Source organism: Erwinia rhapontici (assembly GCF_012271765.1).
GTDB lineage: Bacteria > Pseudomonadota > Gammaproteobacteria > Enterobacterales > Enterobacteriaceae > Erwinia > Erwinia rhapontici.
The window spans coordinates 216,267-229,617 of sequence record NZ_VRKO01000014.1; the positions used below are offsets into that span (position 1 = coordinate 216,267).

The following is a 13,351-nucleotide window of genomic DNA, read 5'->3' on the forward strand; positions in this document are numbered from 1 at the left end:
CCGACCCGCAGGCCACAACGTTATTCCGGCACAATCCAGCTGACTTTGGAGTAACCGGTGCCCGATGGCACCAGCACTTTTTCCAGCCACGGCAGCACATTTTTCATCTGCTGCTCCAGCTTCCACGGTGGGTTAATCACAATCATCCCGGAGGCGGTCATGCCAAAGCGGTCACTGTCCGGGCGAACGCCCAGCTCAATTTGCAGAATACGGCGAATGCCGGTGGCCTGCAGCTCGTTGAACATACGCTTGATTTGCTGGCGCAGCACCACCGGATACCACAGGGCAAACACGCCCGTACCGAAGCGTTTGTACCCTTCCTGAATACCCTGCACCACGGCCTGGTAATCGCTTTTCATTTCGTACGGCGGGTCAATGAGGATCAGACCCCGGCGTGACGGCGGTGGCAGCTTGGACTTCAGCTGCTGGTAGCCGTCGGCGCGGGCGAGACGTGCACGATCGTCCTTCTGGAATTCACTGCGCAGCATCGGGAAGTCGCTGGAGTGCAGTTCAGTCAGCTGTAACTGGTCGTACTCACGCAGCAGATGGCGTGCAATCAGCGGAGAGCCCGGATAGTAACGCAGCTTGCCACCGGGATTGTAGTTCTTCACCACGCTGATATAAGGCGCCAGCTCTTCCGGCAGATCATCCTGCTGCCAGATGCGTGCAATGCCTTCCAGATACTCTCCGGTACGTTCCGCATGCTCACCGCTTAACAGGTAGCGCCCGGCACCCGCATGGGTATCGAGATAGAGGTAGGGTTTTTCCTTCTCATTCATCGAGCTGATAATCAGGCTCTGCACGGTGTGTTTGAGAACGTCGGCATGGTTGCCGGCATGGAAGCTGTGGCGATAACTGAGCATGTATTGGGATAATCCGGATGGTAAAAACAAGCGTGCCGCCAGTGGGCGGCACAGGTTGCGGTCATTATAGCGAAAACGGCTTAAAAAAGCGCGTTCAGGTCGGAATGTGCTGCCAGAACGGATAGGTAAACAGCAGCAGGTGCAGCATATTAAAGGAGAAATGCACCAGTGTAGCCACCCACAAACGTCCGCTCCACAGCCAGGCAAGGCCGTAGATCACACCGGCCATCGTGGCAAACAGCACCAGCAGCAGTCCGCCGGAAAAATGGGCCAGACCAAACAACAGTGCTGCAATCAGCAGCGCCCGTTTGTCACCCAGCAGCTGGCTTAAACGCTGCTGGATATAGCCGCGAAATAGCGCTTCTTCTGCCAGACAGACAAAAAACAGATTGGCCAGCATAAACGATCCCAGCCACGAAGGCAGATGGGGTTCCACCTTCAGGCCGCCAGCAAAGGTCGCCAACAGCAATAGCAAAGGCATTGACATTAGCAGAACCAGCCACCAGAGCACGTTAGCCGGGGGCTTTGCCGGGCGCTTCAACAGCGTGGGCAGGCAGGCCAGTAACAGAAACGGGATCAGCGCTTTATCAAGGTTGTAGTAAAAGGTAAAGGGCGCACTCTGTGGCCCGGCCTGTTCACCAGAAACAATGATGAGATTATTCACTCCAGGGATCATGTGCAGCATCAGCGCCACTGCGCTGAAAACCAGGATAATTTCACCGGGTAGCGCGAAAGCGTGAGGTTGTTTCTGAACCGCGCAGTACACCGCGACAACACCCATCACCGTCAGTGCGATAATGCCGGGCGGCAGCAGCGTCTGATCCAGCACAGCCAGGACGAGGGCGATCGTCAGTAATATCAGTGAACTGCGCAGATAAAAGGGTAAAAAAAGTAACGAGGCCGCCAGCGTATACCACATAAATAAACTCCCTGTTTGTAACGGAGTAATACGATGTATGAAAGCGGGGGGAGTATGCAATGCTCACCTGAGTGTGGCAATGCGTAAAATGCGGTGAAAAGGGTGGGTAGCACGGGGGGAAAGCCGTTGCCGACACGCTGACCCATTGATTTTCACTACACTTACCCTCATGTTAAAGAAATCGTGCGTGAAAACGCGCCCCATACAACGATTAAAGGACTGCGCTATGACCAATCCGTTACTCTCTTCTTTTACGCTTCCCCCTTTCTCCGCCATTAAACCTGAACATGTGGTCCCCGCTGTGACCCAGGCGCTGGATGACTGCCGTGCGGCGGTAGAACGCGTGGTGGCCCAGGGGGCGCCGTACAGTTGGGATAACCTTGAGCAGCCGCTGGCCGAAGTGGGCGATCGCCTGAGCCGCCTGTTCTCGCCGGTCAGCCATCTGAACTCGGTAAAAAACAGCCCTGAACTGCGCCAGGCGTATGAGCAGGCGCTGCCGCTGTTGTCAGAATACAGCACCTGGATGGGGCAGCACGAAGGTCTGTACCAGGCCTATCGTGACCTGAAAGAGGGCGACAACTTCGCGGCTCTGGATATTGCGCAGAAGAAAGCTATCGATAACGCGCTGCGTGATTTCGAGCTGTCTGGTATTGGTCTGTCGAAAGAGAAGCAGCAGCGTTACGGTGAAATCGCCGCGCGTCTGTCAGAGCTGGGTTCGACCTACAGCAACAACGTGCTCGATGCCACAATGGGCTGGAGCAAGCTGATTACCGATGAAAAAGAGCTCTCCGGGATGCCGGAAAGTGCCCTGGCCGCAGCGAAAGCACAGGCGGAAGCCAAAGAGCAGGACGGCTGGTTGCTGACGCTGGATATTCCAAGTTATCTGCCCGTCATGACCTACTGCGACAACCAGGCGCTGCGCGAAGAGATTTACCGTGCTTACTCCACTCGCGCCTCTGATCAGGGGCCAAATGCCGGGAAGTGGGACAACAGCGATGTGATGGCGGAAGAGCTGGCACTGCGCCATGAACTGGCTCAACTGCTGGGTTTTGCATCCTATGCTGAGAAGTCGCTGGCGACCAAAATGGCCGAAAACCCGGCACAGGTAATTGATTTCCTGAACGGGCTGGCAACACGCGCCCGTCCGCAGGCTGAGCAGGAAGTCGCTCAGTTGCGTGCCTTCGCGAAGAAAGAGCACGGTGTTGAGGATCTGGAGCCCTGGGATCTGACGTACTACGGCGAAAAGCAGAAACAACATCTGTACACCATCAGTGATGAGCAACTGCGTCCGTACTTCCCGGCCCAGCGTGCGCTGGATGGTCTGTTTGAAGTGGTGAAACGCATTTATGGCATCACCGCCAGCGAACGCCACGATGTGGATGTTTACCACCCTGATGTGCGTTTCTTCGATCTGTTCGATGAAAGCGGTGAGCTGCGCGGCAGCTTCTACCTTGACCTGTATGCGCGTGAACATAAACGCGGTGGGGCGTGGATGGATGACTGCGTGGGACAGATGCGTAAAGCCGATGGCACGCTGCAAAAACCCGTGGCCTATCTGACCTGTAACTTCAATCGTCCGGTTAGCGGCAAACCTGCACTGTTCACCCACAATGAAGTCACCACGCTGTTCCATGAGTTCGGTCACGGCCTGCATCATATGCTGACACGCATTGAAACCCCAGGCGTGTCCGGCATCAGCGGTGTGCCGTGGGATGCCGTCGAACTGCCAAGCCAGTTTATGGAAAACTGGTGCTGGGAGCCGGAAGCGCTGGCGTTTATCTCCGGTCATTTCGAAACCGGTGAACCGTTACCTCAGGATCTGCTGGAGAAAATGCTGGCGGCCAAAAACTATCAGGCAGCGCTGTTTATCCTGCGTCAGCTGGAGTTCGGCCTGTTCGATTTCCGCCTGCATGCCGAGTTCGACCCGGCGAAAGGTGCCCGTATTCTTGATATTCTGAAAGAGATCAAAGCGCAGGTCGCCGTGGTGCCTGGCCCATCGTGGGGCCGCTTCCCGCATGCGTTCAGCCATATCTTTGCCGGTGGCTATGCCGCAGGTTACTACAGCTACCTGTGGGCCGATGTGCTGGCGGCAGATGCCTACTCCCGCTTTGAAGAAGAGGGGATTTTTAACCGGGAAACCGGGCAGTCGTTCCTCGACAATATCCTGACGCGGGGCGGATCGGAGGAGCCGATGGAGCTGTTCCGTCGCTTCCGTGGTCGTGAGCCACAGCTGGATGCGATGCTGAAACACTACGGTATCAAAGGGTAAGTCATCAGTGAACATCTGTTTGTTAGATGAAACGGGCGCCGGAAACGGCGCCTTATCTGTTTTAGCTGCCCGCTGGCAGCTGGTGCATGATGAAAACGCGCTGATGGCGCTGGTGCTGACCCCGGAACATCTGGAGCTGCGTAAGCGCGATGAGCCGAAGCTGGGCGGCATCTTTGTTGATTTCGTCTCCGGGGCGATGCTGCACCGGCGTAAGTTCGGCGGTGGCCGCGGTGAGGCTGTGGCGAAAGCCGTCGGTATCAAAAGTGGCTATCTGCCGGATGTGGTGGATGCGACCGCCGGGCTGGGACGGGATGCCTTTGTACTGGCATCGATTGGCTGTCGGGTGCGGATGCTGGAACGTAACCCGGTCGTCGCCGCGCTGCTCGATGACGGTTTACGTCGTGGCTATGCCGATACGGAGATTGGTTTCTGGCTGCGTGAGCGTCTGACGCTGCTGCATGCTTCCAGTCTCAATGCACTGACGGATATCAGCCCTCCGCCTGATGTGGTGTACCTCGATCCGATGTACCCGCATAAGCAAAAAAGCGCGCTGGTGAAGAAAGAGATGCGTGTTTTCCAGTCGCTGGTGGGCCCGGATGAAGATGCCGACGGGCTGCTGCTGCCCGCGCGCCAGCTGGCCAAAAAACGCGTTGTGGTGAAACGGCCTGATTATGCGCCGCCCATCGCCGATGTTGCCACACCGAATGCGGTCACCACCAAGAGCCACCGTTTTGATATTTATTCACCCGTAAATGCCCCACGGGACGACCGGGAAGAAGGGGCGTCCCTGACATAATGGGGCTGATCTTCTTTTTTGGCGTAGCGGCTGACCTTCTTTTTCGGTCAGCCCGCCCGGCACATTAATCTTCGTCTTCGTCGCGCAGCGGTACGATCAGCATATCGATATGCACGGTGTTGATCAGCTGGCGTGCGGAAGACATCAGCTTGCTCCAGAAATCCTGGTGGTGCCCGCAAACCACTAAGTCCACCTGATACTGCTTAATGGCATCGACCAGCACCTGGCCGAGGTCACCGCTACCGCTTAACGTTTCCGCAATCGGATAGCCCGCGCTGTTGGACAAATCCGTCAGTGCAGTGTGCGTCTCTTCAGAAATACGTTTTTGCATATCCCCAAGGTTGACGTCAATCAGGCCGGTGTAGAGGTCTGAATAGTTCACATCAACGTGGATCAGGGACACCTTCGCATCGTAAGGTCGTGCCATCGAAACCGCTTTGTCGACCAGCAGTTTACTTTCCGGCGAGAGATCGACGGCAATCAGAATATGTTTATAGGCCATTTGAATACTCCTTTTCACGTAAGTGTTGAGAGTGAGTATAGCGAAAAATGTTACCGGGTGTTGTGGCATGCGGCGGCGTTTGCGAGGGCGATCAACATGAATTTTTGTCCCTTTGCTGGTGGACGCAGTAAACATCGCTGGAAAAAATTTAAACATATCTCCTACACTGATAATTGACGGCAGCAAAAGCGTTATGTGGCGTCAATCGGCATGCAGCAATCATCTTAATAATAAGGTTGGCGAAACCATCGTGGGGCGTATCCGGCTTTGCCCGGGTTATGCATTTCCGTGATGAGTGGCCGGGAGGGGATCATGATCAGCACCATTGCGCTTTTCTGGGCTCTTTGTGTCGTTTGTTTGGTGAATATGGCGCGCTATTTCTCTTCACTGCGGGCGCTGTTAGTGGTGCTGCGTGGATGCGATCCGTTGCTGTATCAGTATGTAGATGGCGCTGGATTCTTTACGTCTCATGGGCAGCCGAGTAAACAGGTGCGGCTGATCGGGTATATCTGGGCACAGCGTTATCTTGATCATCACGATGATGAATTTATCCGACGCTGCGAGCGCGTTCGTGGGCAGTTTTTATTAACCAGTTCACTCTGTGGGTTGGTGTTTATCAGTCTTATTGGGCTGGCCATCTGGCATTAAAAAAGGCGCCCCTGATAAGGGGGCGCCTTCTGGATGAATCATGCGTTCTATCGGGCGGACCTTTTTCGGTCCACCCGCTGCGCATCAAATCAGCTTCAGTGCCAGCCAGTACAGGCTACCGGAAAGGACAATCGAGACCGGCAGGGTGAAGACCCACGCCAGCAGGATGTTCTTAATGGTGCGCCCCTGCACGCCGCCGCCGTCAACCAGCATCGTACCGGCAACGGAAGAGGAGAGGACGTGGGTGGTTGAAACCGGCATCCCGGTATAACTTGCCACACCGATTGAGACGGCTGCCGTCATCTGAGCAGACATCCCCTGTGCGTAAGTCATGCCTTTTTTACCGATTTTCTCACCGATAGTGGTGGCAACACGACGCCAGCCAACCATGGTACCCAGTGACAGCGCCAACGCGACGGCCAGGATAATCCACACCGGAGCATACTCAATGGTGTTGAGCAGGTCGCCCTTCAGCTTGTTGAGGAAGCGTTTGTCGTCAGGCTTGGTTTCCGGCAGCTTGGCGGCTTTCTCTGCGGTGTCTGAGATACACATCAGCAGGCGACGCAGCTGGCCGCGCTGTTCCACGCTTAACGCATCATAGCTGGAGAGGTTGTTCAGCAGACCCTGAGCACGCTGGATGGCAGGCAAAGCACGCGCCGCATCACAATGGAACTCATGAGGACCTGTTGGCACCTCTTCCGGCGTTGGCAACGCAGGCGGTGACATCTCGATGATATGCTTCAGCGAGGTGGCATGCTGCTGGTAATACTGTTCCAGATGGTTGACCGCATCGCGGGTGCGAGTGATGTCATAACCGCTGGAGTTCATATTGACCACAAAGCCTGCCGGTGCAACGCCAATCAGTACCAGCATAATCAGGCCGATACCTTTCTGGCCGTCGTTTGCGCCGTGCGAATAGCTGACGCCAATCGCCGAGACAATCAACGCGATACGGGTCCAGAACGGTGGCTTTTTCTTGCCATCGATCTTTTCACGCTCGGCTGGAGTCATATGAATCCGCTGACGTTTTTTATTCCCGCTCCAGAAGCGGCGCAGGATAAACACCAATCCACCGGCAATCACTAAGCCGACAATCGGTGAAATAATCAACGACATAAAGATACCGATCATTTTGGGAATGTTCAGCGCATCCACCACCGAGGTGCCAGTCAGCAACGCGTTGGTCAGGCCGATACCAATGATGGCACCAATCAGAGTATGAGAGCTGGAAGCCGGTAACCCGAAGTACCAGGTGCCGAGATTCCATATAATAGCGGCAAGCAACATGGAAAAGACCATGGCCAGCCCGTGAGCCGATCCCACATTCAATAGCAGATCGGTGGGTAGCAGATGGACGATAGCGTAAGCCACGCTTAAGCCGCCCAACAGTACACCAAAGAAGTTGAACACCCCTGCCATGACAACCGCTAACTGCGAGCGCATTGCACGGGTATAGATCACGGTAGCGACTGCATTGGCCGTGTCATGGAAGCCATTGATTGCTTCGTAGATCAAGACAAACAACAGAGCGAGTACCAGTAACAGGCCGGTATGAAAATCAAGACCAGCAAACAGATGTAGCATAAGCGTTACGCCATTTTGGAGGACATGAACGCGGCGCATTATCAGCGACAAACCGCACCCGGGGAAAGGGAAATATAGACTTTTTTTGACAGTAACGTGTCAATGTGATGACAGTTACGGGTGAAAAGACTAAAAAATCATAAAGTTACAAAATGTTTCAACCCCGATTGGGGCCTGAAGCTGGTATCCCCGCCCCCAACTCACTACAATCAGCGTTTTTGAGAGTCGGCGCGGAGTGTGTGGTGGAAAAGTTTGACGTTATCGTAGTAGGCGCAGGCGCAGCGGGTCTGTTTTGTGCAGCCCAGGCGGGGCAAAAAGGGCTGCGGGTGCTGCTGATTGATAATGGCAAAAAAGCCGGGCGTAAAATCCTGATGTCGGGCGGCGGACGCTGTAATTTCACCAACCTTTACACCGAACCTGCGGCTTACCTGTCGCATAACCCGCATTTTTGTAAATCAGCGCTGGCGCGTTATACCCAGTGGGATTTTATCGATCTTATTAACCGTCACGGTATTGCCTGGCATGAGAAAACCCTGGGACAGTTGTTCTGTGACGACTCTGCCCAGCAGGTGGTTGACCTGCTGCTGAAAGAGTGTGAGAACGGGCAGGTCACATTACGCTTGCGCAGTGAGGTGGTGTCCGTCACGCGTGACGACAGCGGCTACACGCTGCAACTGAACGGCACAGAGGTACAGGCAGAGAAACTGGTGATCGCCAGCGGTGGATTGTCGATGCCGGGGCTGGGTGCGTCGCCGTTCGGCTATAAAATGGCTGAACAGTTTGGCCTGAAGGTGTTTCCCACCCGCGCCGGGCTGGTGCCGTTTACCCTGCATAAACCGCTGCTGGAACAGCTTCAGACACTATCCGGCGTCTCGGTGCCATCGGTACTCACCGCCGAAGACGGCACGGTATTTAAAGAAGCGCTGCTGTTTACCCATCGTGGCCTGTCTGGCCCGGCGGTCCTGCAACTCTCCAGCTACTGGCTACCGGGTGAATTTGTCACCGTTAACCTTTCCCCAGGCCAGGACATTGACGCGTTTATTAATGATGAGCGTAACAGTCATCCTAATCAGAGCCTGAAAAACACCCTGGCAAAACTGCTGCCGAAACGTCTGGTTGAGTGCCTGCAACTGCTGGGGACCGTACCGGAGTACACGCTGAAGCAGCTGAACAGCCGTCAGCAGGCCGATCTGGCGACTGCGCTGCACCAGTGGCGCGTGCAGCCTAACGGAACCGAGGGCTACCGCACCGCCGAAGTCACGCTGGGCGGCGTCGATACCACCCAGCTGTCATCGAAAACGATGGAGGCGCGTGATGTTCCAGGGCTCTATTTTATCGGTGAAGTGGTGGATGTGACCGGCTGGCTGGGAGGCTATAACTTCCAGTGGGCATGGAGTTCCGCATGGGCATGTGCGCAGGCGCTGTGAGTGAGTATGACGTCATCATCCTGCGCATTGCTGTCTTATTTACTGCGCTGTCAGAGTGAAATTCGGATGGCGGCCTGCCAGCAGCAACAGGAACTCATATTCAACCTGACTGAGTAGCGCCGGCTTACTGGCGGCCTCTTTCGTTTGCCAGACACGCAGGCTGAGGTTAAAGCGCTCGGCGGCGCCTTCCTGAGAAAGACCGGCGGCGAGGCGAAGTTCACGCACGTTAGTCATGACTGGCACGGGGCGCTGTGATGTGCGGGTTGGCATAGGCGTTTCTCATTATTGTACGGGGCCACCAGGGTGGCCGGGATTAAACGAAAGCAGCCTTTATCTGAAGAACGACATCACGGTGTCAGTCGGCTACAAGCTGAAATCAGAATGTCTAAATGTGGCTGGCATGCTGACAAAACCACGTATCTGTAAGAGTTTTCCCTGGTGTTGCAGGTATTAAAAATCCCCGGTGTTGCATCTTTTTTATAATCAATCGTAGAACTTTAAGTAGCGCGCTATTTAATCGCACATTATGTTTCTGATTTCATTGTGGCACTGTTTAGAAAAAAGAGAAGGGAATTTTGATTAAATGTATGCATCGTTAAAGTAGCGGAAATTTATCAAAAACGAGGGCATAAAATGCCAGGCCGCGCCGTGCATAGCCTGGAAGGGGAAGTGAATCTTTAATCGTTTTTTCCTTTCTGACTGATAGGGCACACAACGCTTCGGTGGCCCTGTTTTTTTCAGCTCAATACTAATACTGCACAATCGTTGGTTCGCACTGCACCGGGAAGTTCAGCGAGTTGGCAATATAGCAAAGCGAATGGGCCCGGTGATGCAGCATGCGCGCCAGCTCCGGGTCGCCTGAGGAAATGCTCACCTGCGGTTTTAGCACAATGCGGGTAAAGCAGCCTGTCTTGCCTTCCACCATTGTTCCCTCCGCGTCATCCCGGTAAGCCTGGACAATAATTCCGGCTTCAGCGCACAGGTGCAGATACCATAATTTATGGCAGGCCGAAGCCGAAGCAACCAGCAGATCCTCAGGGTTCCATCGTGTGGCATCGCCCAGAAATGCCGGATCGGATGAGCCTGCAATCGGTGCTTTCTCGCCCGCACTCATCTGGTAGTCGCGGTCGTATGCCTTGTAGGATGCGGTGCCCTGTCCTTTATTCCCTGTCCATTCAACCGAAACCTGATAGTGATGTTCACGTTGTGCCATGTTGCTTGCTCCTGAGGGAAATGCGGATAACCGCTCACGTTGATTGTGCAAGTAAAGCAGATGGTATACCATTATTCCAACTGTTTTGTTGAGAATACACTGATGCTGACTAAACCAGGCTCCACGGCAGATGTTATTGCAGCCTCCCTGCGCGACATGATCAATCAGGGCGAACTGCCTGATGGCGCACGCTTGATCGAACGTGAACTGGCCAGTCAGTTTGCCGTCAGCCGCATCCCGCTGCGTGAGGCCATCCAGCAGCTTGAACGCGAAGGAATTGTTGAAACGCAGCGTAACCGAGGTGCTGCTGTCAGAGCCCTAACCGTCGATGATGTGAATGAGATCTACACGCTGCGTGCGCTGCTGGAGGGGGAGGCGATTTATCACAGCGTGATCCACCGCGACGAAGAGACGCTGGCGCGTGTCAGACTGGTTCATCAATTACTGGAGAGTACGGTGAGCGTGCAAAAGCAGGGAGAGCTGAACCGCGAGTTTCACACCCTTCTTTATCGCGGCTGTCATAACGGCAGGCTGTTGAAAATGATCGCAGAGTTATGCGCGCAGATTGAGCGCTACGAATATCTGCAACGCCGACTGCTGGCGGATACTCCCGCGTTCCAGCATGAACATGCCGCCATTCTTGATGCGTATGCGCGCGGGGATGCGCAGCAGGCACGCGAGGAAACCATCAGGCATATTGAGTCTGCCCGGCAGGTGGTACTGACACGAATCTCCCTTCAATAACCCCTGACGTTGATAGTCAGGGGCATTGATGGTTTAAACGATATTGTGCAGTATCGCCAGACTAGCCCTGGCGGTCTGCCTGCATCATCGTCTTATCACCAAATTTCTGCAAATCGCGGTACAGGCTTGCCATATACAGCACGATCACCACAGAGAAGGGTAAGCCACAAATCACGACAGCGGTTTGCATGGCGCTGAAGCTGCCAGCATACAACAGGCCTGCACAGACTAACGTGGTGACAGAAGCCCAGAAAATGCGTAGCCAGGCAGGTGCATCATCGTCATTGGTTCCCCCCTTGCTGGATAGATTAGCAATCATCAGCGTGCCTGAATCGACAGGTGTCAGGAACAGCACAAAACTGATGACAATAGTGAAACCCGCAGTGATTTTAGTGAAGGGGAGGTATTCGAAAAGTTTGAAAACCGCCATAGGGTGATCTTTCAACGCAACCTGACCCAGAATTTTATCTGAATGCTCCAGCACAAGACTGATCGCGGTATTGCCGAAAATAGACAGCCAGGCGAGGGTGAAGCCTAACGGGATCAGCATGACACCCAGGATAAGCTCACGGATGGTACGTCCCTTTGAGATACGGGCAATAAACAAGCCGACAAACGGTGCCCAGGCAACCCACCACGCCCAGTAGAAAAGCGTCCATGCACCCTGCCAGCGACGCGCTTTGCCATAGAGATACACATCAAAACTCTTCCCGACAATCGATGTCAGGTAATCGCCCGTATTCTGAAGCATCCCGTTGATCAGATTGAGCGTTGGGCCGGTGACGAAGACGAACAGCAACAGTAAGCACAGGAAGCCAACGTTGATGTTAGAGAGCATCGCGATGCCTTTCTCGACGCCGGTGACGGCGGCTAGCGTTGCCACAATCATCATCACAACAATCAGTATCAACAGCACATGTGGCGTTTGTGGGATATCAAACAGATAGTGCAGGCCGGAGTTCACCAGCAATGCCCCGATACCGAGGTTAGTGACCATCGAAATCACGGTGACCAGAATGCCAAAGCTGTCGACTAAATGCCCGGCCCAGCCGTGAACCCTCTCACCAAAAATAGGGTAAAGGGCCGAACGCAGCGCCAGAGGCAATCCGCGGCAGTAAGCAAAATAGGCCAGTGCTGTGGCGATGAGCGCATACAGCGCCCAGCCGTGAAGGCCCCAGTGCAGGAATGTAATCGCCATGGCCTGACGGGCGGCCTCAGGCGTTCCCCCCTGGCCTTCTGGCGGTTGCAGAAAGTGGTCCAGTGGCTCATAGGCACCGTAATACACCAGTGCGATTCCAATACCCGCTGAGAAAAGCATGGCAATCCATGAAGGATAACTAAACTGCGGTGCTTCCCCCTCCTCGCCCAGTCTGATGTGTCCGAAGCGGGAAAGGGCAAGCCAGAATACAAAAATCATGCACGCGATCATCAGCAGCATGTAGTACCAGCCAAACACATCCGCCATCCAGATTTGGGCGCTGTTAAGCCATTGATGGCTTCCGGTAGGAAACATCACCACCAGCAGTCCTAACAGCAGGATAACGACAGCAGAGCTAAAAAAAACGGGAGCATTCAGTCTGATCGGTGCATGGCCGACCGGTTTTGGCGCGATCTCAGTCATATGAACAGTTCCATGGTGTAAAGCGTAAAATCCATCTTATAAAGACATGGTCATTAACATTTAATAACCACGTCTTTGACATTTTCGTAGCATAATGTAGATTGATTGAACGTTCAATCAGTGAATTTTAAATGTGTGGTCGCTGCCACCTGGAGTTGAAATGTCCCGTAAAGCCATACCTGAACAACGCAAAGAGCAGTTGATCACTGCGGCCTTCGAAACCATAGGTGACGTCGGTTTAGCGGGTGTGACGTTATCTCAGGTCGCCAGCCAGGCAGGGATGTCTACGGGTATTGTCAGCCACTACTTTGGCGACAAAGACGGTTTGTTAAACGCCACGATGCGCCGCATCCTGTGCGACCTGCACGATGCAGTGGCTACCTGCCGGAGTAGCGCGCAGGACACCCCTGAAGCGCAACTGTTCGCCATTATCGAAGGCAACTTTCACCGCAGCCAGACCAGCGGAACATCAATGCGTGCCTGGCTTGATTTCTGGGCAGCAAGTCTGCATCAGCCCGCGTTACGTCGTTTGCAGCGGGTCAACGATCACCGACTGTATTCCAACATTTGCTGCCAGTTTCGCCGCTGTTTACCGCAGGACGAAGCACGCAGAGCTGCCCGAGGCCTGGCGGCAATGATTGACGGATTATGGCTACGCGGTAGCCTGGCTGGCATCGATTTTAATGCACGGAAGGCATGCGAAATTGCCTTCGACTATGTTGAAAATAAGCTAAGTAACAGAATCTGAATCCCCAAGCCAACTGA

Annotated in this window: 13 protein-coding genes; 6 read left to right on the forward strand and 7 right to left on the reverse strand. The window is 54.3% G+C overall.

The window, feature by feature from the left end:
* Positions 1–20: 20 nt before the first annotated feature.
* On the reverse strand, positions 21–863 hold the full coding sequence (locus tag FVB43_RS14650) for a 23S rRNA (adenine(2030)-N(6))-methyltransferase RlmJ (RefSeq protein ID WP_133844363.1): 843 nt from the start codon (positions 861–863) through the stop codon (positions 21–23).
* A gap of 94 nt (positions 864–957) precedes the next feature.
* Positions 958–1,782: a CPBP family intramembrane glutamic endopeptidase gene (locus FVB43_RS14655; protein ID WP_133844360.1), complete on the reverse strand. Its 825-nt coding sequence runs from the start codon at positions 1,780–1,782 to the stop codon at positions 958–960.
* A gap of 226 nt (positions 1,783–2,008) precedes the next feature.
* On the opposite strand from FVB43_RS14655, the gene prlC reads away from it, so the two are divergent.
* Positions 2,009–4,051, forward strand: coding sequence for an oligopeptidase A (gene prlC / locus FVB43_RS14660; RefSeq protein WP_133844358.1), 2,043 nt, complete (start codon positions 2,009–2,011; stop codon positions 4,049–4,051).
* 7 nt (positions 4,052–4,058) lie between these two features.
* On the forward strand, positions 4,059–4,847 hold the full coding sequence (gene rsmJ, locus FVB43_RS14665; protein ID WP_167864234.1) for a 16S rRNA (guanine(1516)-N(2))-methyltransferase RsmJ: 789 nt from the start codon (positions 4,059–4,061) through the stop codon (positions 4,845–4,847).
* A 64-nt stretch (positions 4,848–4,911) separates the two neighbouring features.
* On the opposite strand, the gene uspA is transcribed toward rsmJ, so the two are convergent.
* Positions 4,912–5,349 (reverse strand): universal stress protein UspA, encoded by a 438-nt coding sequence (gene uspA / locus FVB43_RS14670; RefSeq protein ID WP_133844354.1) that lies wholly within the window; start codon positions 5,347–5,349, stop codon positions 4,912–4,914.
* A 312-nt stretch (positions 5,350–5,661) separates the two neighbouring features.
* Between uspA and uspB the strand changes: the two genes are divergently transcribed.
* Positions 5,662–5,997: a universal stress protein UspB gene (gene uspB, locus FVB43_RS14675; RefSeq protein WP_133844352.1), complete on the forward strand. Its 336-nt coding sequence runs from the start codon at positions 5,662–5,664 to the stop codon at positions 5,995–5,997.
* 84 nt (positions 5,998–6,081) lie between these two features.
* Here uspB and pitA read toward each other — a convergent pair whose 3' ends face one another.
* Positions 6,082–7,581, reverse strand: coding sequence for an inorganic phosphate transporter PitA (pitA, locus tag FVB43_RS14680; RefSeq protein ID WP_133844350.1), 1,500 nt, complete (start codon positions 7,579–7,581; stop codon positions 6,082–6,084).
* A 242-nt stretch (positions 7,582–7,823) separates the two neighbouring features.
* Between pitA and FVB43_RS14685 the strand changes: the two genes are divergently transcribed.
* On the forward strand, positions 7,824–9,008 hold the full coding sequence (locus FVB43_RS14685) for a BaiN/RdsA family NAD(P)/FAD-dependent oxidoreductase (RefSeq protein ID WP_159337782.1): 1,185 nt from the start codon (positions 7,824–7,826) through the stop codon (positions 9,006–9,008).
* 39 nt (positions 9,009–9,047) lie between these two features.
* Here the strand turns inward: FVB43_RS14685 and FVB43_RS14690 are convergent, their stop codons facing one another.
* Both FVB43_RS14690 and FVB43_RS14695 read right to left on the reverse strand, forming a co-directional pair.
* On the reverse strand, positions 9,048–9,278 hold the full coding sequence (locus tag FVB43_RS14690) for a transcriptional regulator (protein WP_133844346.1): 231 nt from the start codon (positions 9,276–9,278) through the stop codon (positions 9,048–9,050).
* 478 nt (positions 9,279–9,756) lie between these two features.
* On the reverse strand, positions 9,757–10,221 hold the full coding sequence (locus FVB43_RS14695; RefSeq protein ID WP_159337784.1) for an OsmC family protein: 465 nt from the start codon (positions 10,219–10,221) through the stop codon (positions 9,757–9,759).
* 102 nt (positions 10,222–10,323) lie between these two features.
* On the opposite strand from FVB43_RS14695, the gene FVB43_RS14700 reads away from it, so the two are divergent.
* Positions 10,324–10,965 (forward strand): GntR family transcriptional regulator, encoded by a 642-nt coding sequence (locus tag FVB43_RS14700; RefSeq protein WP_159337786.1) that lies wholly within the window; start codon positions 10,324–10,326, stop codon positions 10,963–10,965.
* 61 nt (positions 10,966–11,026) lie between these two features.
* Here the strand turns inward: FVB43_RS14700 and FVB43_RS14705 are convergent, their stop codons facing one another.
* Complete coding sequence (locus tag FVB43_RS14705) at positions 11,027–12,586, reverse strand: BCCT family transporter (RefSeq protein WP_167864235.1); 1,560 nt, start codon at positions 12,584–12,586, stop codon at positions 11,027–11,029.
* Between the two features lie 160 nt (positions 12,587–12,746).
* On the opposite strand from FVB43_RS14705, the gene betI reads away from it, so the two are divergent.
* Positions 12,747–13,334 (forward strand): transcriptional regulator BetI, encoded by a 588-nt coding sequence (gene betI / locus FVB43_RS14710; protein WP_133844338.1) that lies wholly within the window; start codon positions 12,747–12,749, stop codon positions 13,332–13,334.
* The last annotated feature ends 17 nt before the right edge of the window (positions 13,335–13,351 follow it).